General features: G+C 45.9%; 21 protein-coding genes and 1 pseudogene. 13 read left to right on the top strand and 9 right to left on the bottom strand.

From position 1 onward, the window contains the following. Nucleotides 1–8 precede the first annotated feature (8 nt). The 3 genes from ACH19P_RS14925 to ACH19P_RS14915 all read left to right on the top strand — a co-directional run bounded on the left by ACH19P_RS14925 (nucleotide 9) and on the right by ACH19P_RS14915 (nucleotide 2,412). The gene (locus tag ACH19P_RS14925) at nucleotides 9–323 is read left to right on the top strand and encodes a c-type cytochrome (RefSeq protein WP_462159480.1); all 315 of its coding nucleotides are present in this window, start codon (nucleotides 9–11) and stop codon (nucleotides 321–323) included. 124 nt (nucleotides 324–447) lie between these two features. Further along, complete coding sequence (locus ACH19P_RS14920; RefSeq protein ID WP_462159394.1) at nucleotides 448–1,224, top strand: class II aldolase/adducin family protein; 777 nt, start codon at nucleotides 448–450, stop codon at nucleotides 1,222–1,224. A 12-nt stretch (nucleotides 1,225–1,236) separates the two neighbouring features. Then, the gene (locus ACH19P_RS14915) at nucleotides 1,237–2,412 is read left to right on the top strand and encodes a mandelate racemase/muconate lactonizing enzyme family protein (protein ID WP_462159393.1); all 1,176 of its coding nucleotides are present in this window, start codon (nucleotides 1,237–1,239) and stop codon (nucleotides 2,410–2,412) included. 57 nt (nucleotides 2,413–2,469) lie between these two features. Here the strand turns inward: ACH19P_RS14915 and ACH19P_RS14910 are convergent, their stop codons facing one another. Together ACH19P_RS14910 and ACH19P_RS14905 are read right to left on the bottom strand one after the other, a co-directional pair. Beyond that, nucleotides 2,470–2,847, bottom strand: a complete 378-nt coding sequence (locus tag ACH19P_RS14910) for a hypothetical protein (protein WP_462159392.1) — start codon at nucleotides 2,845–2,847, stop codon at nucleotides 2,470–2,472. Beyond that, nucleotides 2,844–4,421, bottom strand: a complete 1,578-nt coding sequence (locus ACH19P_RS14905; RefSeq protein ID WP_462159391.1) for a S41 family peptidase — start codon at nucleotides 4,419–4,421, stop codon at nucleotides 2,844–2,846. The genes ACH19P_RS14910 and ACH19P_RS14905 overlap by 4 nt, the downstream gene beginning before the upstream one ends. Before the next feature lie 188 nt (nucleotides 4,422–4,609). Between ACH19P_RS14905 and ACH19P_RS14900 the strand changes: the two genes are divergently transcribed. Further along, nucleotides 4,610–5,014 carry an META domain-containing protein gene (locus tag ACH19P_RS14900; protein WP_462159390.1) on the top strand — a complete coding sequence of 135 codons (405 nt, stop codon included), beginning with the start codon at nucleotides 4,610–4,612 and terminating at the stop codon, nucleotides 5,012–5,014. Here ACH19P_RS14900 and ACH19P_RS14895 read toward each other — a convergent pair. Continuing rightward, nucleotides 5,004–5,396 carry an acyl-CoA thioesterase gene (locus ACH19P_RS14895; protein ID WP_462159389.1) on the bottom strand — a complete coding sequence of 131 codons (393 nt, stop codon included), beginning with the start codon at nucleotides 5,394–5,396 and terminating at the stop codon, nucleotides 5,004–5,006. The genes ACH19P_RS14900 and ACH19P_RS14895 overlap by 11 nt on opposite strands. 74 nt (nucleotides 5,397–5,470) lie before the next feature. Here ACH19P_RS14895 and ACH19P_RS14890 point away from each other — a divergent pair, with 74 nt between their 5' ends. Continuing rightward, nucleotides 5,471–6,199: an SDR family NAD(P)-dependent oxidoreductase gene (locus ACH19P_RS14890; RefSeq protein WP_462159388.1), complete on the top strand. Its 729-nt coding sequence runs from the start codon at nucleotides 5,471–5,473 to the stop codon at nucleotides 6,197–6,199. Further along, nucleotides 6,200–7,042, top strand: a complete 843-nt coding sequence (locus ACH19P_RS14885; RefSeq protein ID WP_462159387.1) for an amidohydrolase family protein — start codon at nucleotides 6,200–6,202, stop codon at nucleotides 7,040–7,042. A 50-nt stretch (nucleotides 7,043–7,092) separates the two neighbouring features. Here ACH19P_RS14885 and ACH19P_RS14880 read toward each other — a convergent pair whose 3' ends face one another. Then, nucleotides 7,093–10,143, bottom strand: coding sequence for a TonB-dependent receptor plug domain-containing protein (locus tag ACH19P_RS14880; RefSeq protein WP_462159386.1), 3,051 nt, complete (start codon nucleotides 10,141–10,143; stop codon nucleotides 7,093–7,095). Nucleotides 10,144–10,514: 371 nt separating this feature from the next. Here ACH19P_RS14880 and ACH19P_RS14875 point away from each other — a divergent pair, with 371 nt between their 5' ends. Then, nucleotides 10,515–12,575 (top strand): winged helix-turn-helix domain-containing protein, encoded by a 2,061-nt coding sequence (locus ACH19P_RS14875; RefSeq protein ID WP_462159385.1) that lies wholly within the window; start codon nucleotides 10,515–10,517, stop codon nucleotides 12,573–12,575. Between the two features lie 37 nt (nucleotides 12,576–12,612). On the opposite strand, the gene ACH19P_RS14870 is transcribed toward ACH19P_RS14875, so the two are convergent. Then, nucleotides 12,613–12,942: a 5-carboxymethyl-2-hydroxymuconate Delta-isomerase gene (locus ACH19P_RS14870; protein WP_462159384.1), complete on the bottom strand. Its 330-nt coding sequence runs from the start codon at nucleotides 12,940–12,942 to the stop codon at nucleotides 12,613–12,615. A gap of 251 nt (nucleotides 12,943–13,193) precedes the next feature. Here ACH19P_RS14870 and ACH19P_RS14865 point away from each other — a divergent pair, with 251 nt between their 5' ends. From ACH19P_RS14865 to ACH19P_RS14845, 5 genes are all read left to right on the top strand, one after another. Further along, nucleotides 13,194–13,973, top strand: coding sequence for a hypothetical protein (locus ACH19P_RS14865; RefSeq protein ID WP_462159479.1), 780 nt, complete (start codon nucleotides 13,194–13,196; stop codon nucleotides 13,971–13,973). Then, entirely contained in the window at nucleotides 13,970–14,590 is a 621-nt protein-coding gene (locus ACH19P_RS14860; RefSeq protein ID WP_462159383.1) for a LysE family translocator, read from the top strand. The genes ACH19P_RS14865 and ACH19P_RS14860 overlap by 4 nt, the downstream gene beginning before the upstream one ends. Continuing rightward, nucleotides 14,587–15,081 carry a gamma-glutamylcyclotransferase family protein gene (locus tag ACH19P_RS14855; RefSeq protein WP_462159382.1) on the top strand — a complete coding sequence of 165 codons (495 nt, stop codon included), beginning with the start codon at nucleotides 14,587–14,589 and terminating at the stop codon, nucleotides 15,079–15,081. The genes ACH19P_RS14860 and ACH19P_RS14855 overlap by 4 nt, the downstream gene beginning before the upstream one ends. A gap of 2 nt (nucleotides 15,082–15,083) precedes the next feature. After that, nucleotides 15,084–16,631, top strand: coding sequence for a serine hydrolase (locus tag ACH19P_RS14850; RefSeq protein ID WP_462159381.1), 1,548 nt, complete (start codon nucleotides 15,084–15,086; stop codon nucleotides 16,629–16,631). Nucleotides 16,632–16,744: 113 nt separating this feature from the next. Then, the gene (locus ACH19P_RS14845; RefSeq protein WP_462159380.1) at nucleotides 16,745–17,674 is read left to right on the top strand and encodes a histone deacetylase family protein; all 930 of its coding nucleotides are present in this window, start codon (nucleotides 16,745–16,747) and stop codon (nucleotides 17,672–17,674) included. Nucleotides 17,675–17,677: 3 nt separating this feature from the next. Here the strand turns inward: ACH19P_RS14845 and ACH19P_RS14840 are convergent, their stop codons facing one another. Then, nucleotides 17,678–17,962: a hypothetical protein gene (locus ACH19P_RS14840; RefSeq protein ID WP_462159379.1), complete on the bottom strand. Its 285-nt coding sequence runs from the start codon at nucleotides 17,960–17,962 to the stop codon at nucleotides 17,678–17,680. Between the two features lie 73 nt (nucleotides 17,963–18,035). On the opposite strand from ACH19P_RS14840, the gene ACH19P_RS14835 reads away from it, so the two are divergent. Continuing rightward, nucleotides 18,036–20,570 (top strand): EAL domain-containing protein, encoded by a 2,535-nt coding sequence (locus ACH19P_RS14835; RefSeq protein ID WP_462159378.1) that lies wholly within the window; start codon nucleotides 18,036–18,038, stop codon nucleotides 20,568–20,570. On the opposite strand, the gene ACH19P_RS14830 is transcribed toward ACH19P_RS14835, so the two are convergent. The 3 genes and pseudogenes from ACH19P_RS14830 to ACH19P_RS14820 all read right to left on the bottom strand — a co-directional run. Next, nucleotides 20,518–21,348: a DUF2797 domain-containing protein gene (locus ACH19P_RS14830; RefSeq protein WP_462159377.1), complete on the bottom strand. Its 831-nt coding sequence runs from the start codon at nucleotides 21,346–21,348 to the stop codon at nucleotides 20,518–20,520. The two genes, ACH19P_RS14835 and ACH19P_RS14830, sit on opposite strands and share 53 nt — an antisense overlap. Before the next feature lie 64 nt (nucleotides 21,349–21,412). Beyond that, the gene (locus ACH19P_RS14825; protein ID WP_462159376.1) at nucleotides 21,413–23,869 is read right to left on the bottom strand and encodes an EAL domain-containing protein; all 2,457 of its coding nucleotides are present in this window, start codon (nucleotides 23,867–23,869) and stop codon (nucleotides 21,413–21,415) included. Between the two features lie 198 nt (nucleotides 23,870–24,067). Further along, nucleotides 24,068–24,584, bottom strand: a pseudogene (locus ACH19P_RS14820) (phosphoribosylamine--glycine ligase); the annotation flags it as partial.

Here is a 24,584-nt window from a genome sequence, read left to right as displayed (position 1 = left end):
TGAAAAAAATGACAAAAGTACTTATGGGAGCCGGTGCTATCGCTATGTCAGCGATGGCAATGAATGCACAAGCAGCAGATGGTAAGGCTCTATACACTGAGAAAAACTGTCACACCTGTCACGGTGCTGATGGTAAAGCGCCTATCATGCCTCTTTACCCTAAGCTTGCGGGCCAAAACAAAGACTATATGGTTGCACAAATGAAAGACATCAAGTCGGGTGCGCGTAGCAACGGTATGTCTATGGCAATGAAAGCCATGGTAGCAAATGTAACAGACGAAGAGTTTGAAGCAATCGCAGCTTACCTTGCTGGTGTTCAGTAAGTAACACGCTATTTATTTGCAAAGAAAGCCACCGCTTGAGCATGCTCGAACGGTGGTTTTTTGTTGCTTAGCATTTGAGAAGTATTTAGACTTCTATACATCTATTGAGTGATTGGAAAGACCTATGAGTGTGATCCCCCATTTACCCCCATTGAGCCTAAAAGATAAGGTCAGTGAACAAGAGTGGCGCCTTCGTGTTGATTTAGCCGCATGCTATAGATTGGTTGAACATTTTCGTTGGGGCGATTTGATTTACACACATATGTCAGCGCGTATTCCGGGTACCGATGAGTATTTGGTAAATGCTTTTGGATTGAGCTTTGATGAAGTTACCGCCTCTAATTTGGTGAAAGTGAATCTACAAGGCGATATTGTTGATGAGACGCCGCATCAAATTAATCCTGCAGGATTTACAATCCACAGTGCTATTCACGAAGTGCGAGACGATGCGCACTGCGTTATTCACTTACACACCAAAGAAACCATCGCTGTGGCCAGTGTTGAGGGCGGATTACAGCCTTATTCGCAGCATTCGATGTTTTCCCTGCCGTCATTGTCTTATCACGAGTATGAAGGCCTTGCGGTTAATGACGAAGAAAAGGCGCGCCTGCAAAACGATTTGGGCATGACTAATCATATGTTGTTGGTTAACCATGGTGGCCTCACTGTGGGTCCGACCGTGGGTGATGCCTTTATGCGCTTTTACGACTTGCAGCGTGCATGTGAAATCCAAGTGGCAATCCAAAGCATGAATCAATCGCCTATTCGCGTGCCACAGCCAATCATAGATAACATTTACAACCAAGCCAATGTGGTGCACAGCGGCAGTACTGGCGGGCAGTTAGCATGGCCTGCAATGTTACGCAAAGCGTATCGTTTAGACCCAAGCTTTGCCGAGTAAGAAGGAAAGAATATGAAAGTTAATCGCGTTGAAGTTTTCGACATTCACTGCCCAGACCGTCCTGCTTGGACACCTGTATTTGTGCGTATCCATACAGATGAAGGGATCAGTGGTGTGGGTGAAGCTGGCCTAGCTTATGATTTAGGACACAGTGCTGCAGCGGCTATGATCAAAGAAATGGCTGAAGCCTTTTTGATTGGCCACGACCCGTTCCAAACAGAAATGCTGTGGTCACGTATGTTGCGTGAAAGCTTCTGGGGTTTAGGCGGAGGGCCTGTGGTGTATGCAGCGATGAGTGCGATTGATACGGCGCTTTGGGATATCAAGGGCAAGGCGTTAGGATTACCTGTTTATCAACTGCTTGGCGGTAAAGTGAATGACGAATTGCGTACCTATGCGTCGCAATTGCAGTTTGACTGGGACAGTGAGTTCAAAGCGCTTGTTGAGCCGCAGGAATATGCAGAAGCGGCGCTCAAAGCGATTGCTGAGGGCTATGATGCAGTAAAAGTTGACCCTATCCAGTACGACAAGCATGGTAATACCTATTATGACCGTACCAAGATCATCTCACGCGCTGAGATGAAGCTATACCGCGCACGTATGCAGGCCATTCGCGAAGCGGTGGGGGATGAAGTGGACATTATTTTCGAATGTCACAGTCTTCCAGGGGCAACATCAGCCATTCAAATTGGTGAAATCGCTGAAGAATTTGATTGTATGTACTACGAAGAGCCAGTGAATTATCTCAATCATTCACTGCACGCCAAGGTTGCCGACAAAGTAGCAGTGCCGATTGCTGGTGGTGAGCGCTTATATAACCGTTGGGGTGTGCGTCCTTACCTTGAAGACCAAAGTATCGATGTGTTGCAGCCCGATATCGGCTTGTGCGGTGGCTTTACTGAAACCAAGAAAGTGTGTGATTACGCAGACATTTTCGACGTGCGTATTCAAGCGCATGTGTGTGGTGGCCCTGTTGCTACGGCGGCGTCTTTGCATCTAGAAACTGCTATTCCTAACTTCTTAATTCACGAGCACCACACTTATGCCATTAAGAAATGGAACCGCGAACTGTGTATTCAAGATCCACAACCCGTGAACGGCAAGTTCAAAGTCAGTGAGGCGCCGGGTATTGGCATTGAACTAAATGATGAAGTGGTGATGCGCTCTACACGCGTAGAAATTAAATAACCGACATCGAACAAACATAGAGAAGAGCCAGCATGATGCTGGCTCTTTTTTTTACGTTTACTCTTTACAGGAGAGTTGCGGAGTTGGAATAACCTGCTCAGAGTTCAGATGGCGAATAAAGCACTGTTTGCCATCGGTGAGCAGCATAAAACGCTGTGGCATTTCCAATTGTTTTCCCATGATTGGGTTGCCATTAGCATCGGCTATTTTAGGCGGTTCAATTACCAAAGAGCTTTTTTCCATAAACACATCGGTGTTGAGGTTCACCGATTGACTTCCCACAAGTTGCGCGACGATGTCAGCCACCTGCTGGTGGCTGGGTTCACTCAAGGTTGCCGGGCGAAACTCTTCATCATTGCTGGTGCTATTGCAGCCGCTCAAGGCACTGGATGATGCCAAAGCAAGTAGGCCTAGTAACTTTGCGCAGCGCATCATTGTGACTCCTTATTCAGTGGTGTCATGATGCGATTGTTACGCAATGTGCTTTGCCAACGATTGTCACTAATTGATTCACCAATTTGCGCACTGGCATCACTGACAGCATAACCTTTTAAGCCAGCAGTGCTGGTTGGCGCTGGACACGCTCCCGAAGTTCGATAGTCCAATGCGGCATTAAACATCGCTTCGTTGGTATCACCCAGTAGGTGAGTAAAGTCATCGGCAACCGCACAACCTGTCACGCGAACAGGGCTAAAATTACTGCTTGTGTAATTCTGCGGTGCAAAGCCTTCTGCATATTCCCCAAATCCAGCATTGTTTACACCGGTAAATTGGATGGTGAAGAAGGTCGTATCGCAGTTATCTGTTGGGTAGAAGCCATAAGGCTTGCCGCACGTTTTACCGCCAATCAGAACCACTTCAAAGCCTCTGCTTTGTGGAATTCCACGCAAGCCATTAATGAGTGCTTCACTGGCTGAACAGGTGTTACCCGTAGTTAAGATAAACACTCGCTCTAAATTTAAGCTAGGTAAAGGGGAGCCTTCACTCACCCCTGAATCTGGATCAAAACCGATGTATTCATCAAAAAATGGAAAAGATTGCGCATTCTCAGAAAGCGGGTTGCTTGGGTTGTTGTTAAAGATGGTCCGCTCGAATACCAGATTACTGGTATTTGCTGAGCCGGCAATCATGTAGCCGAGTTGCGCAGCCATAGCCAGATAGCCACCACCGTTATAACGCATATCAATAACCAGGTCGCTTACGTTTTGTGCTGCTAGGTAATTAAATGCATCATAGAGTTCACGTTCAGCAGGAGCATTGTGGTCGTTAAATTGTACGTAACCAACATTACCCGTTGTAGTACTCACTGTTTTTACATTCATTACCGAGTCTTGGGTAATTTGTGCGGAAGTTAGCGTGATAGTGCGCTCTTCGTTACTGCCAACCAATTTAAAGGTAAAGTCAGTTTGTACGCCCGTTTGCGAGGGGAAAAATGCGGCATTAATTGCATCTACAGCCTCTTGTGAATTGGCGTTAACCACATCAACGCCATTGACATCAACGATTTCCCAACCACGTTGCACGCCCGCGGTTGTGGCTGCTGTATCAGGCTCGGTATAGCTTACATAGACTTCTCGTGGAGGTGCTGCTTTAACAATCTTATAGTTGAAGCCATAGCCCATGACTGAGCCGCTTTGTTGACTCTGTTCCCATTCAGCAGTTGGAATACTGAAATGAAAGTTATCTTTGTTTGCACCGGATGCGGTTTTCTCTTCTGTGATGAGCAAATCAAAATAGTCGATAACATCAGCAACTGAGGCAGGGTCTCTATCCGTGATTTCATCGTACCAAAGGTAAGTTTCATTGCTCCAAGATCGTAGCCAATTTTTCTGGTTGAGCGCTGCGCATTGACCTTTGAATTGTTCAGATGGCGCAAATTGACCGGCAACCCAACCAGTCGAAGATGTTGGAGGCGTTGTAGTCTCACTACTACCACCACCGCCACCACACGCAAAAAGTAGGGAAGTCAGTGCACAAACAAGTGCAGGTTTTACAAAGCGATTGTCCATAATGTACCTCATTGATGAGAAGTCTGTAATTAACTCTATACTAAAGCGTGTATGGGTGTAAAAAGGAAGTTAAAAGTTATGTTTTATAGCACTTTATTACATCCTCGGCAGTGCAAAGTGTGCAGCGTTGATTTAGCATGTCGCCTTTATGCCTCCCGTGGCTTGTTTTATTGTAATGGGTATTGATTGTGCAAAAGATAATGGTGCTTTGTATTTTGCTGAGTGTGTGTTTATTTGGTTGCGCTTCGACAGATCAAGGGTTGGCAGAGGATGTACAATTTAAATATTGGCAACTGATTAAAGTCGATGCCAATTCGATTGCTAGTAGCGCACATATTCGCTTTATTGATGCAATGGAAATAGAAGGTCATACGGGATGTAACGACTTCTTTGCCAGCAGTGTCATTGAAGATGAGCGCCTGCGAGTAGATAATTTGGGTATGACATACAAGGTATGTGACCAAGTTGATGTTGATGTTGAGCAAGTATTGCTGCAGACGCTGAAGGCAATGCCGTCTGTTGTTGTTGGTGCAGACACCTTAGTACTCAACGGTGCCCACACTCTTACTTTTCAGGCGCGCCCTAAACAGTAAACAGATTCTCCAGTTCTTCGGGCACAAAAGGGCGTCCCTGCGCATTCACTGAAGTGCCAATGACTTTTGCCTTTAATGCCAATTTATCGTCATGGGTGCGATAAATATGCTGGATAAATGCGAACTTTAATCGACTCTCACGCACCACTTCAACCGTGACATAAAACGCATCGCCTGGCATCAAAGAGCTTTTGTAGTCCATTTCACTGCGCACTACGACTAGGTTTATTTTATCGCGTGCAAGGGCGGCAAAGTCGATGTTCTTTGCAAGTAAATACTCGTGGCGAGCATGCTCTAAGTAGTTGAAGTACACACTATTATTAACAATCCCTTGCAAGTCGCATTCATAATCGCGTACTTTCATATCAAGACGAAATGTCATTATTTTTAATCCTATATTTTTATTTATCGCTGATGCTAGTATTAGCTGATAAGTACATCAAGGCGTAAATGAGTATGAGTGAAGTTGCTATTGTAACGGGCGGCAGCAAAGGAATTGGTCTGGCCATTGTAGAAAAGCTTGAAGAGCAAGGATTTCGCGTTTACAACTTGGATATCGTTACCTCGGATAAGGGGGAATATCGCCACTGTGATATGCGTGATATAGCGGGTGTGCAGCGTGTCATCGCAGAGATTTGTGAGCGAGAAGAACGCGTCGATGTATTGGTGTGTAACGCGGGAATTCACCGCAGTGCCACGATAGAACAAACCTCAGAGGCCTTACTGGATGAAGTTATCGCCTTAAATATCAAAGGCGCGTTTGCTGCGACTCAGTCAGTACTGCCTATTATGCGTGACGCTCACCAAGGCGCAATTGTGTATATTTCTTCTGACCAAGCCATAGTGGGTAAGCGCAACTCGTTTGCGTACAATTTATCAAAATCAGCATTGGCTTCAATGGCAAAAACAACCGCATTGGATTACGCCCAATTCGGCATTCGTGCAAATGCTGTGTGTCCAGGCACCATTGAAACACCACTGTTCCACAGTGCTATTGATAGTTACTGTGAGCGAGTCGGAGCAAATAAAGAGGATGTTGTCGCAGATGAAGCTGCGCAACAGCCATTGGGCCGCCTTGGGCAGCCTGAAGAAGTGGCCAGTCTCGTTGCCTTCCTTGTCAGTGATCAAGCCAGCTTTATTACTGGTTCATTGCAAGTGATAGATGGCGGATACACGACACAATAGATGACCCAACGTATCTTCGACCCCCATGTGCATTTATTCGATTATGCTCATGGGGAGTATCACTGGCTGAAGCGTGAAGGCGCGCCATTTTGGCCGCAAAAAAAACGTATCCAACGCGATTTTAGCGTCGCTGATTTAACGCTTGGTGCTGAATTTAGCTTATTGGGGATCACTCACATCGAAGCGGGGTTTGATAATCAACACCCTATCCGTGAAATGCAGTGGCTGCACAGCCAACACTTCAATGGTCCAGCGGTCAGTTTTGCCTCGTTAGATTCCCCCCCAGAACAATTTAAACAGGCTATTGCTGAACTTGCTCATCCCTTATTGCGTGGCATCCGCGATATTACCGAAGGTGATGAGGGGAGGCGTCTGTTGGACGTCAATGTCAGTGACAATCTTGCGTTGTTACAGCAGCAAGGATTGTTGTGGGAAGCGCAGTTTGAACTGAGTGATGATACCCTCGCACATGCCTTGGTGGATTACTCACAGCGCTTTGGGGAGCTTACTATTGTGATTAATCATGCAGGTTTAGTCACGAGGGATAATTTTAACCAGTGGCAGAAGAATTTATCATTATTAGCCCCTTACCCGAATGTATATCTGAAATGTTCTGGCTGGGAAATCCTTCAACCTGACTTTGATTTGGCATGGCAAAAGCAGGTTATAGACTCTGCAATAACAGCGCTTTCGAGCTCCCGAGTGATGCTCGCCAGTAACTTTCCTTTGTGTTTGTTTTCGTGTTCTTATGAAGATGTTTGGCAAGGGTATGCACAGCTCCAACTCCCTGATTTTGATGCACTTGCTTATGCCAATGCACAAGGGGTATATCGCACCCCCTAAAATTGAAAAAGGCCCACTAATGTGAGCCTTGGATGGGTAAATACCGGGTTTTAGAATTCAAACTCGGCACCAACGTAAACAAAGCGACCTACACCTCCGCCGTATTCACTGTCAAAGTTGCCAAGACCTGTTTCGATATTGTCACCTGTATTAGGGATGAATGGGCCTTTGTCGTCGAACAGGTTGTTCACACCACCGAATAGACGCAAGTCATTGCCTCCATTTAGGTCGATGTCATAGGACAATGAAATGTTATGCGTAATATATGACGGGTAGTACAAATACAGCGGCTTTTCAGGATTCTCAACACAGCTATCTTCACCTGCAGCGCATGCCGCGGCGTTTTCTGCGAATAGCTCGTTCATGTCCTCTACGCGATCATGGCTGTCGACGATGTCGCTCTTGTACTTCGTAGTCCAGCGAACTCGCAAGTCTTCGTATTTCCATGTTAACGACGCACGGGCTTTGTCGGTAAAGATACCTGAGTCTAATTCACCATCGTAATGATTAACGACAGTGCCATCATTGCCTTCATAGGTGATGCTGTACTCGGTCACATGGTTCCAATCCAATTTAAGGTCTAAGCTACCCCAGTCAGTCATGGTGTATTTGTAGCTAACGGCAATATCGTAGCCACGGGTTCGCGTTTCGCTCAAGTTGAACACACGTTGCAGGATTTCTGTGATTTGACCATCATCATCGCGAGTTATGTCATTACAATAGCTGTTGCCGTCACCGAATGCGACATTTGCTGAGTTATAGCATTCATTGAGTATGTCTTCGTTGCCGATTTGCTCGATGGAATCGCTAATTTGAATGTCATAGAAGTCAAAGGAGATACCCAAGTTCGGTGCGAACTGAGGCTGCATTGTGATGCCGAGTGTATAGGTATCGGCTGTTTCTTCTTTCAGTAACTCGTTACCCGTGTTCGGTGAGTAGCTGTTGTTTTCATCTACGAAGATACCGTCTTCTGACTCGGCAATAGCCTTAGCAATGCCGGGTTCTTGACGACATGCTGCGTGACCGGGTTCAGTGGAGGTTGCGGTAACGCCATCACAGATATCAGTAAAGCTGTCGAAATCTCCGCGCGGTGGCGACATTAGCTCAGTGATATTGGGTGCTCGTTGCGCCCGTGAATAGTTAGCACGGAGCATATAGCCCGTCATAGGCACCCAGCTAAAGCCCGCTCGATAACTCGCCATAGTGTCCATTCCTTCAGGACTGTATTCGGCGATACGCAGTGAGGTTTCAAAATCCAGTGCTTCTGCAGCAACTACATTTCTTAGCAGTGGAAATGAGGCTTCGGCAAACGCTTCATAGACATCCATATCACCCGAGAACGTGGGTACCACGTTAAAGGTTACGCCACCGTAGCGCTGATCCTTAGAGGTAATCACATCTTGCGTGTCACGGCGGTATTCAAAACCAAACGCGGTAGCCACTGGACCTGCTGGCATTTCGAAAAGATCGCCTGTGATGTAACCCTGCACATTAACTTGTTCAATGTTGGTTGTAATTGTCGGGTTTGAACGGATCCAGTCAGCCATTTCAGGTGTGATTGAACCAATACCGAAAATATTCAACGGCACACAGCCAGCTGCGCGAGCATCGGCATCTTTACACTGGATTGTACCGTCGTCTAAACGTTCGGAATTAAGTGCTTGTGCAACACGTACCACGTTTAGCTCATTCAAGCGTTTTTGTTTTTGTTCAAATGTGCCGTAGCCAACAGACAAATCCCAATCCCATTCATCATTAAATGCGGTGCCTTTAAGGCCTGCCCAACTACGAATTGTTTCACGGGTATTGTCAGTGGTAACCGGGCCCACTTCTGCAAAGCGGCGATCCCAGTTAATACGGCCACTGGCATTTTCGCGAATTTCATCCGGTAGGAAAGGGTTGTCGAGCGCGATGTAGCCTGGGCGTACTTCACCCGCAGCGCCGGTTTCTGGGTCGATAATCAATACATCAGCTGCTTCATATTCATCTTCTGGTGATTTGACGTTTACTGACGTGTTCTTACTGTACTGAACTTGCGCATAAGCACGTGTGCTGTCATTGATGTCGTAATCAAGCTTGAATGCTGCGGCAATACGGTCATTAGGAATTTTTAGTTTTTCGAACTGTTCAAGGTTGATACCATCGCGTTCTTCATTCCAACCTGTTTGTAAGCCGTCTTCATTGTACCAATAGCCGCCATCAGCCGCTTTTAGCCCTTCTTCAAAAACGCCTCCAAATGTACCATCACTGCGCTCACGCCAATCGGCTTGAGTGATGTCACGCATACATTGGTCACCGTCGATGGTGTTCATCTCATTACACATCTTGGTAGTGTTGTAGTCGAAGCTAGATTCAATGGCTGCACGGTCACGGTCGGCATAATCGATACCAAACTGGCGGTCCCACGTGGCACTAAAAAAGCCATAGCCTTTATCACCTGAGAAAGTAAATCCATGTTCTGCATCAATAGTGAATTCTTCACCGCCACCCTCAGGTGTTTTACCTCCGCGAACTTTCAATTCACTGCCAACTTTATCGCTTTGCGTGATGATGTTTACCACACCAGCGATTGCGTCTGAGCCATATACTGCTGATGCACCACCGGTGATCACTTCTACACGTTGTACCATGCCAGATGGAATCGTGCTAAGGCTCACATAATTGCCACTGTAACTATTGGAAACCACACGGCGACCATCGATCAGAGTTAGGGTACGGTCAGTACCAAGATCGCGTAAGTCGATGGTCGATAAACCGGTATTTTGTACACTGGATTGAGAGTTAGTGTTACTTGATGCTTCGCTGATCCCCGGGATTTGATCTACAAGAATCTCTGACAACGAACCAAGCCCTGTATCTTCAATTTCGTCTCGGCTAATACTGACTACGGGCGAGGGTGTATCAAAGTTGGTTCGACGAAGGCGTGAACCGGTAACAATAATTTTCTCCGGCTGCTCTTTTGCTTCTTGCTCTTGATTACTTGAGGGTGCGTTAGTGCGCTCGATTTGTTGTTCATCTGCATCGGCGGCTTGTGCACCAAAACACGCGCTAATCGCCACAGCAAGCAAGCACTTTTGTAGGCTTGGTTTTGAAGTAGACATTGTTATTCCCTTTATTATTGGATTTTTGGGTGCTGCAAACACACTAAAACCGAAAACTGGGGGTGGTCGGTTTCGTGTGCCGCAGCGAGGGTAGGTACTGCCAAATAGCTACTGCAAAAATACACAGCAAAGGTCAACACGCCCTCATAGTTGGTTAACTACTTGTAACTCTTGTAACGAGGTTCAGGGAGCGATGCAATTTAGCTATGTCGTTTATCAAACGTTTTTATATCTATTTAATATCTATTCCTTTTATTTCAATGTTTTATGTATGAATGTAAAGTCTTCATCGCAAACTGTTTTGTTAAGCATTTTGCATCGTGTAGACTGTTTGCAGTGAACAAAACAGCAGTGCAGGAAAGCTTTCGAAAGTGCAATTGGGCAACGAGTTTAAACTAAACAACTGCCAAGTAGACGTGGCGATGTGTACCGTATCTTGCGGTGGTACGGTGACAACGTTGCAGCCCAAATTTATGGAAGTGCTGTGTTACTTAGCACAGCGTTATAATCAGCCTGTTAGCCGAGACGAATTGATTGACAATGTATGGGGCGGTAATGCCTATGTTGGTCAAAAGGCACTCACAAACGCGATTTGGCACCTGCGCAAAGCGTTCAAACAATGTGATGATGAGCAGGAGTATATAGAAACACTGCGCAAAACGGGCTATCGCTTGCGAGTGTTGCCTGAGCCGGTCACTTCTACTCAAACAACTACACCTAATGCAAAGAAAACGGTTGCCATCACACCGATTATTGCTGCTGTGGCAGTGATATTCACTGTGTTATTGGCATGGTTCATACTAGATTCCGATACGAGCGTTAGTGAGCCAATAAGCGAAAAGCAAGTATACAAAATTACCAATCAATTAGGTCGAGAGCTTTATCCAAGCGTTTCTCCTGATGGTCATTGGCTGTTGTACGCATGGTATCAGCTCGATGAACCGACCAATCTTTACAAACAAAATTTATTGTCTCCAAGTGAGCCAGCTCAACCTTTGACGCAAACCCCCTATCATGAAGGGCGCAGTGTTTTCAGTGCTGATATGAACTCAGTATTTTACTATCGAAAAGGTGGCAAAATTGGTTGTGAAGTTGTGCAGCACTCTCTGTTAAACGATGAAGTACAAGTGATTGATAAGTGTTTGTATCGTCGTAGTGGCGATGTCTCACTGTCAGCCAATGGTGAGCTACTTGCTTATGTTGGTTTAGATGCAACAGGAACAACCAATGTCGCTCACATACGTGACTTACACTCCGGCTTAAGTGAACAAATAGATTGCTTACATGGGTGTGATTATCGTGATGAAGCGCTCACTATTTCACCTGATGGTACGCAGCTTGTCGTGAGTCGCAACTTACCGACTGGACATGAAGAGCTTTTTTTACTGGACGTGAAGAGCAAAGAACAAACACAGATTACATCTGGGTTCCTTGATGTAAGGGGATTGGCGTGGCACCCAACGGAAAATAAAGTGACCTTTTCGGTCATTGAGCAAGGGCGACGTCAAGGTTACCACTTGAACCTCAATAATAATCAACTGACAACTATTGATATACCTGGTTTCAGTTACCCTCATTATGCGCAAAATGGTGATCTCTACTATCACCGTTGGCGCATTCCAAAGTCTATTATGCACTTGAGCTTAGACGCAGAAGTGGCGTCTACGCCGTTTCCTCTTTTGCTCAGTGATCATAGCTTGCGCTTTCCATCCTACAGTGAGAATAACGACAAAGTAGCTTATGTATCGAATGAAACAGGGCAAGATGAGCTTTGGCTAGCGAGTCTCAATGGCCAAGAACGCAAACAACTCACTAAATTAGGAATGAGTATTGAGCACCCAAGTTGGTCTCATGATGGACGTTATATTGCCTTTGGTGCGTTTAGTACGCGCAGTAGCCATCTGTTTATTTACGATATGCAAACGGGTAGAGCACGCCAAGTTGGCAGTGATTTACGTTATTTTGGTCGCCCGACATGGTCGATGGACGACACCAAGCTTTATGTTTCCGATGACAAACAACTTTATCAAATTGATTTACAAACGAATGCATTGGAGCAGCTGACGCAAGATGGTGGTTCGTTTGCGATGGCTGTTGATGAAAATACGTTGCTGTATTCGAAGTTGACGAGCAAACGATTGTGGAAATTGGATTTGAGCACCAAGCTAAGTACGCAATTAAGTAAACAAGTACGCTTATCCTCTGACTATGGTTGGAATTATTCTAATAAGGTTGTTTATTTCTTTAACTTGCGCCATGGAGATTATCGAATCAGTCGATTTGATATGACGACTGAACAAGCAGAAGACGTGATTCGAGTGCAACAAAGAGGCTTCTCCAGAAACATGGGGTTGTCCTATGTACCACAGAAAAATTGGTTGTTGTACAGCGCCTATAAAGATCCGCAAATAGATGTAATGGTATACAAATAAGGGGCTTCGATGCCCCTTATTTAATGTTCGCGGCTATCTAACATTTCAGATAAATTTCAGGGTCTAAATCGCGCACGTCGACGCTAAGGCAGTAAGAGCGACGACAGTATGTGCGCAGACACTCGAGAAGTTGCTTACTGAGCATTTGCTTTTGCTCGTTGGTGCGCCCCGCCATGATATAGGCACAAATATGAATAAACCCTTCTTTGCCGTCGCCCAATTTGTAATGCTGGTAAGCAACGGTTCGAGTTTTGATAGAAGCAAGTTCAAATAGGCCGCTGTCAAAGGTTGCTTGATGCACCTTTTCGACGAGCACTTGCGGTAATACAGGAAGGTCTTCGGAGTGTTCAACAATAATATGGGGCATAACGAAACTCTTGTAATGTATGCGCTGTGCTATGGTTTAGCACATTTAATGGAAAATGCCAGAGACTGGGAATATTGTTGCGCCAATTAAAGGTACAGTCAATTGCTTTGGGAATTTTAACAAACTAATCAGGGAACGATAGCTCTTTGCAGTTTTTGTGTAGTTTTTCGTGTCAGGGAGGCCCGAGGTGACTGTCATTTTTTATTTGAATTGATATGCTAGCAACAGACTTTTCAAGTAATAAAATTAATATGTTTAGCTGGTTAAAACCTTCTCCTCTACTCGATGCCAATGAACAGCAATGGTTGTTGGATACATTTTTGTGGGCGTATGAACACTTCGATGGCGACTACTTCTTCAAACACAGTCGCCTTGTGCTGCCAACCAATGAATTTTTTGCAGGACGCAGCACCAGTGTCGCACAAATGGCGACCCAGGTTTTTGCGCAAGTGAAAGAGCATGCCGGCTTACAGGCTTGGCCAATCGAATTGGTTGCACCTAATCAGGCGGCACCACAAAATTTTCCATTGATGCAATTCACAGGTAGTTTGCGTGGTGAATCAGCCGTATTACAGCAATCATCTGGTGCTGTATTCGTGTCGTATAACCCACAGCAGATAAATCAGCCTCAAGATCTTATCGCCAGCTTCGCGCAAACATTTGCTCGGGTGATGATTTATCAGACGCGACAACTGCCTCTTGGTGGGGAAGAGTTTGTTAATGCGGCGACTGAAGTGATCGCCAGTTTCTTTGGCTTTGGTGTGATGCTCAGTAACACCGTGTATCAGTTCCGCGGTGGATGTGGCAAATGCTACAACCCTTATGCTAATCGCAGCAGTGAGCTCTCTGAGCAACAACATGTATTTTTGTTAGCCTTGTTTTGCGTAATTAAGGGCGAACAACACGCTGCTAAGCATCTTAAAGGACATTTACGCGGTTACTTTAAAAAGGCAACAAAGGATCTCAAACAGCTCGCAAATCAAAGCGCTGACCCCTTACTGCTATCGCTAATTAGTGAGGAAAAAGCATGAACTACTGGCCAGAATTTGCGGCCATTGCTATCGCTCATTTCTTCGCGGTCGCCAGTCCGGGCCCGGACTTTGCCGTGGTGTTAAAACACAGCGTGAGCTACGGTCGCGCCAATGGCTTGGCAACCAGTGCTGGGGTTGGAGCTGGTATCTTTGTGCATGTAATTTATTGTTTGCTTGGTGTCGCTTTACTGATTTCTCAAGCGCCAACTGTGTTTATGGTCCTCAAATATATCGCTGCTTTGTATCTGGGCTACCTAGGTGTGCAAGCACTGCGTTCAAAGCCTAGCGAAGGAGATACCCCGGAGTTTCAAGAGCATCAGCATCAAGGTTTAGCACTCGCATTTCGTCGTGGCTTTCTAACCAATGCGCTCAACCCCAAAGCGACCTTATTTTTCTTGTCGTTATTTACCTTGGTGGTGTCTGTACAAACACCTAAAGCGGTGCAATTGGGCTATGGTGTGTACATGGCGATCGCAACTTGGTTGTGGTTCTCATTTTTAACGATAATTTTATCAAAACATGCGGTGAGAAGTTTCTTTAACGCTAAGGGTTTTTGGTTTGATAGAGCCATTGGCGTGGTGTTAATTGCCTTAGCTATTCAGGTGGTGTTGCTATGACTCAGTACTATTTTTCATTCGGCTCGAACATGTCAGCGCATAGATTAAAGGCGCGTTTACCCGATGCCAAGCGCATAGGTGTGGCGCGGTTACACGGTTATGAACTGGCGTTTGATATGCTAAGCCTCGATGGCTCAGGAAAATGCACTATCCACCCACATGATGAGCGATTGGTTTATGGTGTGGTATGGCAACTAAATGGTGAAGAACAAGAGCAATTACATCGCATTGAAGGCCCTCGCTACGATGTGGCGCATGTTGATGTGGTTTTATCTGAAAATGAAAAATTGTTATCGGCGTTCTGCTATGTTGCTAACACGGTCGACAAAGTCGCCTTGCCATTCGATTGGTATGTGCAGCATGTGCACTTAGGTGCGCAAGAGGCCGATTTGCCAAAAACCTATATAGAATCAATCAAAAACCAAGCGAGTGTTGAGGACTTAAACCGAGAGCGCCGCCAACACGAAATGCAGATTCATCTTAAGGAATAATAATGAAATTGAAATCTATCCTGCTTGTGAGTGCCGCTTTAGCAGGAATGCACTTTAACGCTGACGCTAAATTAAACGAACAAAAAATAACGGCAGCAATTGAACAATCCATGGCGCGCTTTGATGTCCCTGGTATGGCGGTTGCGGTTGTTGAAGATGGCAAAGTAGCTTACGCCAAAGGCTTTGGTGTGCGTCATCTTGATACGAAAGAGCCTGTAAATGCTGACACTTTATTTGGTATCGCTTCTAACACCAAAGCATTTACTAGTGCGGCGTTGGCGATGCTGGTGGATGAGGGCAAGTTAAGCTGGGATGATAAGGTTATTGACCATATCCCTGAGTTTCGTTTGTATGACCCTTATGCGACACGTGAAATGACCATTCGCGACTTGTTAAGTCATCGCAGCGGCTTAGGGTTGGGGCAGGGAGATCTGATGATTTGGCCAGATACGGACAAATCAATCACGGATATCCTCGCGGGTCTGCAGCATCTCAAACCGCAATCAAGCTTTCGCAGTACCTACGCGTATAACAACCTTATGTTCGTCACCGCAGGCGAAGTGGTTGCGCGTGTCAGTGGTATGAGCTGGCAAGACTTTGTTGAACAAAACATGCTGCAGCCACTGGGGATGGAAAAATCACGCGCTGGGTTCTCACGTATCGATAAAGACAATAAAAACTTTGCGACGGGCAATATTCCACTCAACGGCAAGTTGCATCCTTTCTTTGTGAACTACCTTGAAGATTTCCGTGGTGCAGGGGCCATTGCGTCGAACGTGAACGAGATGAGCTTATGGTTGAACACGCAGCTTAATGGCGGTGTGATGGCCAATGGCGAAACACTTTTCTCTGAAAAACAGCAGCAACAAATGTGGCTACCGCATATCAACCGAGCAGTTTCTAAAAGCGCCTTCGACGCATCGCGTCAGCAGTTCAGTGGTTATGGCTTAGGCTGGTCTATTAATGATTATCACGGCTACAAACGCGTTGGCCACGGCGGTGGCATTCTTGGCATGGTGTCGCAAGTCTCCTTGATCCCTGAGAAAAAGTTAGGTGTGGTGGTGTTATCAAACCAACAAGCGTTCGCAGCACTATCAGCGGTGACCGAAGAAATTTTTGAGCAAGCGTTGGAGCTGGAAGACAAAGACTACGTCGAAATGTTTGCCGAACGACATTTCAAAGGTAAAGAAAAGGCTTATGCGAATGCAAAGCCAGCACTCGTTGAAGACTACCAAAGCGCCTTACCACACATTTATTATACCGGCACTTTACATGATAACTGGTACGGAGATGTTGTGATTGAGGAGCTGGATGGCGCGCTGCGTATTGATTTTACGCATACTAAACGTCTTAAGGGCCAGCTTATCCACCACAGTGGCAATACCTTTGTGGTGAAATGGGATGAGCCGTTACTAGAGGCGGACGCCTTTATCGAATTTACCTTAAACAATGAAAATAAAGTCGAAAAAGCAAAGATGCATGCGGTATCTACTGCCGTCACTGACTTTAGTTTTGATTTTCGTAACCTCGATTTGCGCCCAAAAAAGTAACTCAGAAGGTTTAGTTGCTTGTGCGGCGCGTTAGGGCTCTAACACCAAAGTCGCAGGGCTGTGTGCCCGCGACTTTGTTATGATCTTAGGTAAAAGGTCAAAGGTTTTCACGCATGTCACGAATCGCCGTCATTAGTCATCCTGCTTGTCGTCGTCATCATATGGGCGATGATCATCCTGAATCGGCGGCCCGCCTTGATGTGATTCAAGATCGCATCCTAGCCAGCGGATTAGATCTTTCTCTCAAGCACATCAGTGCCCGGAAAGCGCAGCGAGACGATTATCTTCGTGTGCACAGTGAGCAATTAGTTAGCTTGGTGGAACAACGTATTCCTGAACAAGGTTACGCTGACTTAGATGGCGACACTCACCTTTGCCCACAAACCATGGCATCGGTTGAACGCGCTGTTGGCGCAGGTCTGACTGCGGTCGATGAAATTCTCGCAGGGCAGATTGATGCCGGATTTTGTGCGGTACGCCCCCCTGGCCATCACGCCAGTAGAGAGCACAGTGCAGGCTTTTGCATCTTTAATAACCTAGCCATCGCAGTACGTTATGCCCAAGCTCAAGGCATTGAACGCATTGCTATTTTGGACATTGATGTGCACCACGGAGATGGCACACAGAGTATTTTTGCAGATGACGACAAGGTGTTGTTGTGTTCGCTTTATCAAAATCCACTGTATCCCAACCCTGAACGCGTAACGCGCGCGAATTTAATTCAGTCACCGCTGCCACCTGCTAGTGATGGTAATGCGCTGCGTGAAGTCGTTGAGGGGCAGTGGCTCCCTGCTATGGTTCATTTCTCGCCACAACTAATCTTTGTATCTGCTGGATTCGATGCGCATATAGAAGATGATATGGCGGCACTCAAGTTTGTAGAGCAGGACTATGCATGGTTCAGTCAGCGGATTTGTGAGTATGCGCAGCACAACGATATTCTTGGGGTAATCTCTTTCTTAGAAGGGGGTTATCATCTATCTGCATTGGCCCGTGGTGTCGAGCATTACTTGCGTGGCCAATTAACTGCTTATGAACCCTAGTGTCTAATCAATCATCTCCTTTATCGCTTCGAAGACGTGCGCCTCATTGGTGAGGTGCATTTTAGCACTACAACAATGGCCCTCCTGACTGAGAGTATGTTTTAACGCTTTAACTAATTGTTCGAATCGAGCCTCAATGGGGTCGCCATCGACATCATAGTAATTGAAGTGACTATCCACTATGAACTCAACATTGTCATTGAGTGCTAACTGAAGTTCTTCTCGTGCCTCTAAAAGGTCCGTAAACTCTGGCTCCACGAGGAGAATTGGGTAACAAAATTCGTGCATTTTTTGTCCTAGGTCAATCCAAAAAACAGTCCCTTTGACTAGTATCAGCATACTACTATCAGCAGGATAAGCCATGCAACTGAGTACGCGGGATTACAAGGTCAAGGATGCACGCACATCTCCGCTTTATTTTTGTGAGCCATCAAACAGTGTTTTACATGTGGTTACGCAGATGCGTTCATTGAACGTCAGCGCTATTGCTATCCATGATGGTGAGTCGGTGGTGGGGGTTTGGACGGAATCAGACTGCATTCGCTTCCAATCTCAGAACAATGGCTGCGAACACCTTAGTATTCGCGAGTACATGTCATCACCTGTACACACTATTGGCGAACATGAGAAGCTCAGCGATGCGGCATTGAAATGCGCTAATTTGGGGATCCGCCATCTAGTTGTTGTTAATGCTAAGCAAACGCCCATTGGCATGTTGTCTTTGGCAAATATTGTCGATAGCCAAGGATTGGAACATTACCTACATTTGAAGCTTATCGGTGAACACTATGATAAAGAGGTACCTCGATTAGCGGGAAGTTCGAGTATTACCCATGTTGCCAAGCAAATGGCGACGTCAAATACCCATGCAGTATTGGTAGAGCATGAAGGCCGACTAGGGATTATTACTGCTGCTGATGTGTTAGACATGCTATTGCATAGTGACAGCGAGCTAACTTGCTGGCATTTCGCCAGTACAGATCTGATTACCGTCACCACACGGGATACTTTGCTCCGTGCTTATCACAAATTGCATCAACACAATATTCGTCATCTTGTTGTAGTCGACTCACAAAGTACTGGCGACAAAGTGCTGGGGGTATTGACCTTAAAGCACATTAATACAGAGATTGAATCAGCCTATTTAACTGAATTGCGCGCAGTGTTAGCGGAGCGTGATTCGGCCCTGCAGGCGTCACAAAAGAACCTGTATTTGGCGAACAAGATTATCGCTGCATCGTTAGATGGCATCATGATCACAGACAGGAAAGGCACAATTTTACAGGTAAATCCCGCGTTCAGCCGTCTTACTGGTTATGCGAGTCACGAGGTCATTGGCAAAACTCCTAAGCTGCTTAGTTCAGGTCAACATGACGTTGAGTTTTATAAAGGTATGTGGCGAACCATAGAAGCGAATGGCGTATGGCAAGGCGAAATCTGCAATCGGCGTAAAGACGGCGATACCTATGTCGAATGGCTCACCATCATCGAGATAAAAGAAAAAGGTGACGATAATGTGGTCTATGCTGGCATATTTACCGACATCACAGAGCGTAAGGCTGCTGAGCGTAAAATTGCCAAACTGGCTTATTTTGATGATCTGACTGGGCTACCAAATCGTCGTTTATTCAAAGACCGTTTGAGCGTCGCCTTGGCGCACAGTGAGCGGCAAAAGCAACGCCTAGCCGTGATGTTTATCGATTTGGATCATTTCAAAGGCGTAAATGACAGTCTGGGACATAGTATTGGCGATGAACTACTAAAACAAGTCGCGAAGCGACTACAACACTGTGTGCGCAGTGGTGATACCTTAGCAAGGCTAGGCGGAGATGAGTTTACCTTGTTGCTTAATGAAGTCGACAATGTTGATGAAGTCATTGCCTGCGCTGAGGCCGTTTTGGCGCAGTTTAATGCCAGTTTTTGTTTGGCCCAAAACAATATCACAGTCACCACGTCCATCGGTGTCGCGATTTACCCTGACGACGGCACCACACTCGATAGTCTGCTAAAGCACGCTGATGTGGCCATGTATCGCTCTAAAGATTTAGGGCGTAATTCATATCAGTTGTATAAATCGACCATGAATGCGCGCTCATTAGAGCGTTTGACCATGACGAGTCGCATTAAGCAAGCGCTCGAAGAAGATGAATTTGAGCTTCATTTACAACCAGTTATGAGTGGTAAAAAAGGTGAGCTTGTTGGTGCTGAGGCACTGATCCGCTGGCAGGATCCTCATTTAGGCATGGTGTCTCCGAGTCAGTTTATTCCCCTTGCCGAGGAGTTGGGGTTAATCACCGCCATCGATGTGTGGGTCATCAATCATAGTTGTGCCTTGCTGGGGCATTGGCAAAATCAAGGGCAGTGGACTGGCCGACTAGCAATCAATATTTCCGCTGCGCATTTTTGCAATGATGGACTCGTTAATTTACTTAAAGACGCGATTGGAAAGTATCAGGTCGATGCTTCTGGGCTTGAATTAGAGATCACAGAGAGCAGTTTTATTGAATCATTCTCGCAAGCCAAAAAAGTCTTGGCGGGGTTAAAACAGTTGGGCGTAAAGATAGCCCTCGATGATTTTGGCACGGGGTATTCCGCGTTGAGTTACTTGACTAAGCTACCTATCGACAAGCTCAAAATAGACTCAAGTTTTGTGGCTAAGGTGCCGGATGAATATGGCAACAGTGAAATTGTCAGTGCCATCGTGGCTATGGCGAAGAATTTGAACCTAGAAGTGGTGGCAGAAGGGGTTGAAAAGCCGTGTCAGCGCGCATTTTTAGATGCATTGAATTGTGATTATCTGCAAGGCTTCTTGCTTGGGAAGCCTTGCAGTAGCAGTGAATTTGCTACGCGCTATAGTCTACCTCGACCTCATACGCACCAAATTTACGAATGTTGATAACGCCGGTATCAAAAATGAGATACTGGCCTTTAATGCCTTGTAAAACGCCACTCACACCCGCTTCTTTGTCAAAGTTGAATGAACTAATTTTCGTTGGATAGTTATCGACTGGATAATTGATATTCACTACTTCCTCATCCAATACTTCTATGGCAGTTGCACCAAATAACTCAGCGAGTTCATCTAACTTGCTTTGAATCTGCGGCAGTAACTCTTCACGCGCAGCAATGAGGTCAACGTCCACGTGAGTGCCTTTGAGCATATTACGCCAATTGGTTTTATCAGCGATAAATTCAGCAAGTGCGACTTCGACTAAACCTGATTGTAAGCGCGTTTGCACCTTAATAATCGGCAGTGCAGATGTCGCACCTTGGTCAATCCAACGCGTTGGTATTTGCGTGTGGCGTGTAATGCCCACTTTCAATCCTGACGTATTGGCAAGATACACGTAGTGAGGGATCATACAGTTTTCTTCGCCCCACTGCGGCTCTCGGCAGGTACCTTGCTCATAGTGACAGGTCTCTGGCTTCATGATGCACATGTCGCAGCTGGCGAGTTTACGCATGCACACAAAACAGTGGCCTTGTGAGTAACTTTTTTTGGTTTTCTTGCCACAACTACTACAGAAAATATTACCTGTATGTGTCAGTGTTACAGGCTTACCGATAAGATCATTGAGAGGTAATAAATGCTCGCCAATTGGCAGTTGATATTGCACAGCGTCAGCTTGGTCAGTGCCAAGCTGCGTTTTCATTTTTTTTAGAGTACCTTGCATGTAACGCCCCGATGCGATTGTTATCGGGCTATGGTAGCAAACTCACTGTAGCCGTGTATACGCGCTAGTGAAGTGAGCGGTGATGTGCAAGCCAATCACAGTAATCATCCAAGGGCATCGGTTTGGCAAACAGATAACCTTGGCCCTTATCGGCTCTGTATTCCCTCAACAATGCAGCAACTTCCTGAGTCTCAACCCCTTCAGCAGTGACCAGCAAGCCTAAGTTGTGCGCCATATTTATGGTGGTTCTGACAATTGCTTGGTGATGTGTCGATTGTGCCATTGAGAGGACAAAATGTTTGTCTATTTTTAATTCACAGAAAGCATACTCCAGCACGTACTCCAATGATGAGTATCCAGTACCATAGTCGTCCAATACCACGCGTATACCGAGTTCACTTAGTCGGGCAATGAGTGCTTTGAGTGCTTGGATGTCGTCTACTAGCGCAGATTCAGTCAGTTCCAGCTTGATTTGTGACGGTGCGATTTCGTGATAACTGAGCATATCTGAAAGCTTTTGAGCGAAGTCATCAATATGAATGTCTCTCGCACTGATATTGACCGATACACTGTGATTTTTCCACGAGTCGCCTTGTGCCGCGATATCTTGGCATACGGTGTTGATGACCCACAACGTAAGGTCATTGATGAGTCCAACTTGTTCAGCAAGTTCAATAATATTCTCTACCGTAAAGTCACGACGTTGTTGTTGAGGCCAACGCAGTAGCGCTTCCGCTCCGCTGACTTGCATGGTGTCGAGATCGACTTGAGGTTGATAAAATAGTCTCAATTGACCTTTGTTCATCGCTTGCTGAAGCTTCGCCGCCAAAGCGAGTTGATTTGGCTTAGGCTCTTCATTTTGATCGAGATACAACACGGGACATTGCATAATCGAACCTTTGTGCAAGCTATGACAAGCTTGTTCGATGAGCTGTTTAACATTGTGATCAGGAGAGAGGCCCTCAATGACAGCCATTTGATATTCAGCATGTAAGGTCAGTGTGTCTATCTCAAACTGTTTATCCAGGCGAGCGAGGATATGCAGTAGCTTATTGTTGATAACGCTGCGGGCGTGATAAGGAAAAATGAAGGCCAAGCAGCCACCACTGAGCTCGACAATCTTTTCGTCACTATGATGGACAATATTAAAACAGTTCAACTCACCGACATTGTCCGACAAATTACTAGCAACATTACGCAGCAGATTATTACTTTGTTCCACGTTTAATACGCTTTGTAAGCCGCCAAAGGATCGCATATGAATAATCCCAATAGAAAAGGGCTGGTTGTGTTTTTGTAGTGACTCTACACGCTGACTCAACGTGGTGTAGTTGAGCAGTCCACTGTCGTTGTTATGGGTGGCATGGTAAAGGGCCTGTTTACGTTGATAGCGCACTCGATCGGCCAAGGCTAAGGCCATGAGTGCTATTTCTAAAAGGCTACCAAATAAAAATGCGTGACGAGTCAGGTAGCTATATTTCAACACCCCAGTCAGTTCCAGAGGTTGCACCGCTGCAGAGCACACCAAGGGTAGCCAAGATAAAATGTAAAACTTGGCCCAACGAAAGCCCGATTTCAGCTTTTTATAAATCAACCATAAACAGATTATGTACAGTCCCGGCATGGTTAAGAAGAACACTGGGGCGGCATAGTTTTCTGGCAAGAAAATACTGATGCAACAAAGTGCAATGAGCAATTGAAGGTAGCGTACAGCTAGACGATAGGCTAAGTCTTTGTCCTTGTGATAGCGCAAGAACATAATACAAAAGCCAAGAGTGGTAATGGCGATGGCGTAGTTACTGAGGATAACTTGGTGGTGGAGATATAACTGCCATTGCACTGGCCAAAGGTAAAATCCATAGCCCAATACAATACCGAGTAGCGTCATCACTGAAAGAATATAACCCACGTAGACCAAATAAACGCGATCTCGTATGCTGAAATACAAGATAATGTTATATACGGCCGTCATTAAGAGCACCCCAACAAATACTCCCCACAGTGAGAACGCATTGCGATTTAGTTGCTCAAACGCGCCGAGCTCATGCAAAGTTAAAGGTGTTTTGCTGATCCCTGAAGTGTTAATTGCCACTAAAATTTGCTGACGTTCACTGCCCGCCAACGAGAGGTGGTAGTGCGGCATGGCGTATTCGAGCTTACTTAAGCCAATTTGCAGGTCACCTAAGTGTTTTATTTCCTCAAGCATGTCGTTACTGCTGATGCGATAAATTGTCAGCTTATCGAGCATGGGGTTATCAAAGCGCAATACTAAGTCGCGGTGGCTTTTGTTCTTGTTTTTAATGTCGAGCTTTAACCAATATTCTTGATTGCCAAAACGCCATGGAACCTGTTCCCAAGAACCTGTATGAAATAGCTCCTCAGCGCGCTCCCTTACCTTTTCTATTCGTGTTGGTTCGGGAAGGACGGCATAGCTCTGAGCGATGTCTAATCGCTGCTCGTGAGGGAGTATTGTTGCGCTGGCGACGCTAAATTCATCATCAGAACTGAAACGATGAGGCATAAAATAGCGAAAAGGAAACAGGCAATAAAATGATAAAAGTTAATGCGTGATAGCAAGATAGATTAGCTTCGAGTGTTGTTGTTTGCCAAAGTGTAGCAAATTGTCACAGCGCTGCAGTAGCAAGAGTGTAAGAAATTGCTAAGCATAAAAAAAGCGAAGCCTAGGCTTCGCTTTTTCACATACTAAAACGATGGGCGTTTAGCTTTCTCGGGCGATCGCTCGGTAGGCGATATCTGTGCGATATTCTACGCCGTCCCAATCAATCGCTTTAACTAGTTCATAAGCGCGCTGCTGCGCAGCTGTCACGGTTTCACCAAGCGCAGTTGCACACAGTACACGGCCACCGGCAGTCACGACATTGTCACCGTCTTGCTTAGTGCCCGCGTGGAATACTTTCTCGCCTTCAGGGTACTCAACCAGTAAACCTGAGATAGCATCACCTTTAGGGTAAGAGCCTGGGTAACCTTTGGCTGCAAGCACAACACCTACAGCAGCACGCGAATCAAACTGAATCTCGGTTTTATCTAATTCTTCGCGGTTAGCCGCTTCGATTAGCTCTACAGATCAGATTGTAAACGTAGCATAATAGGCTGAGTTTCAGGGTCACCAAAGCGGCAGTTGTATTCAATCACTTTCGGTGTACCATCTGCTGCAATCATCAAACCAGCGTATAGGAAACCTGTGTAAGGGTTACCTTCTGCTGCCATACCAGCAA

This window comes from Pseudoalteromonas sp. GB56 (assembly GCF_054923835.1).
This window is presented reverse-complemented; position numbering and strand designations above follow the sequence as displayed.

Bases quoted from the DNA above. Each gene is read 5' to 3' on its own strand.
- ACH19P_RS14850 (WP_462159381.1), top strand. From the start codon at position 15,084: ATGAAATTGAAATCTATCCTGCTTGTGAGTGCCGCTTTAGCAGGAATG.
- ACH19P_RS14920 (WP_462159394.1), top strand. From the start codon at position 448: ATGAGTGTGATCCCCCATTTACCCCCATTGAGCCTAAAAGATAAGGTC.
- ACH19P_RS14895 (WP_462159389.1), bottom strand. From the start codon at position 5,396: ATGACATTTCGTCTTGATATGAAAGTACGCGATTATGAATGCGACTTG.
- ACH19P_RS14910 (WP_462159392.1), bottom strand. From the start codon at position 2,847: ATGATGCGCTGCGCAAAGTTACTAGGCCTACTTGCTTTGGCATCATCC.
- ACH19P_RS14915 (WP_462159393.1), top strand. From the start codon at position 1,237: ATGAAAGTTAATCGCGTTGAAGTTTTCGACATTCACTGCCCAGACCGT.
- ACH19P_RS14855 (WP_462159382.1), top strand. From the start codon at position 14,587: ATGACTCAGTACTATTTTTCATTCGGCTCGAACATGTCAGCGCATAGA.
- ACH19P_RS14835 (WP_462159378.1), top strand. From the start codon at position 18,036: ATGCAACTGAGTACGCGGGATTACAAGGTCAAGGATGCACGCACATCT.
- ACH19P_RS14905 (WP_462159391.1), bottom strand. From the start codon at position 4,421: ATGGACAATCGCTTTGTAAAACCTGCACTTGTTTGTGCACTGACTTCC.
- ACH19P_RS14885 (WP_462159387.1), top strand. From the start codon at position 6,200: ATGACCCAACGTATCTTCGACCCCCATGTGCATTTATTCGATTATGCT.
- ACH19P_RS14865 (WP_462159479.1), top strand. From the start codon at position 13,194: ATGTTTAGCTGGTTAAAACCTTCTCCTCTACTCGATGCCAATGAACAG.
- ACH19P_RS14870 (WP_462159384.1), bottom strand. From the start codon at position 12,942: ATGCCCCATATTATTGTTGAACACTCCGAAGACCTTCCTGTATTACCG.
- ACH19P_RS14840 (WP_462159379.1), bottom strand. From the start codon at position 17,962: ATGCACGAATTTTGTTACCCAATTCTCCTCGTGGAGCCAGAGTTTACG.
- ACH19P_RS14925 (WP_462159480.1), top strand. From the start codon at position 9: ATGACAAAAGTACTTATGGGAGCCGGTGCTATCGCTATGTCAGCGATG.
- ACH19P_RS14880 (WP_462159386.1), bottom strand. From the start codon at position 10,143: ATGTCTACTTCAAAACCAAGCCTACAAAAGTGCTTGCTTGCTGTGGCG.
- ACH19P_RS14830 (WP_462159377.1), bottom strand. From the start codon at position 21,348: ATGCAAGGTACTCTAAAAAAAATGAAAACGCAGCTTGGCACTGACCAA.
- ACH19P_RS14845 (WP_462159380.1), top strand. From the start codon at position 16,745: ATGTCACGAATCGCCGTCATTAGTCATCCTGCTTGTCGTCGTCATCAT.
- ACH19P_RS14890 (WP_462159388.1), top strand. From the start codon at position 5,471: ATGAGTGAAGTTGCTATTGTAACGGGCGGCAGCAAAGGAATTGGTCTG.
- ACH19P_RS14825 (WP_462159376.1), bottom strand. From the start codon at position 23,869: ATGCCTCATCGTTTCAGTTCTGATGATGAATTTAGCGTCGCCAGCGCA.
- ACH19P_RS14860 (WP_462159383.1), top strand. From the start codon at position 13,970: ATGAACTACTGGCCAGAATTTGCGGCCATTGCTATCGCTCATTTCTTC.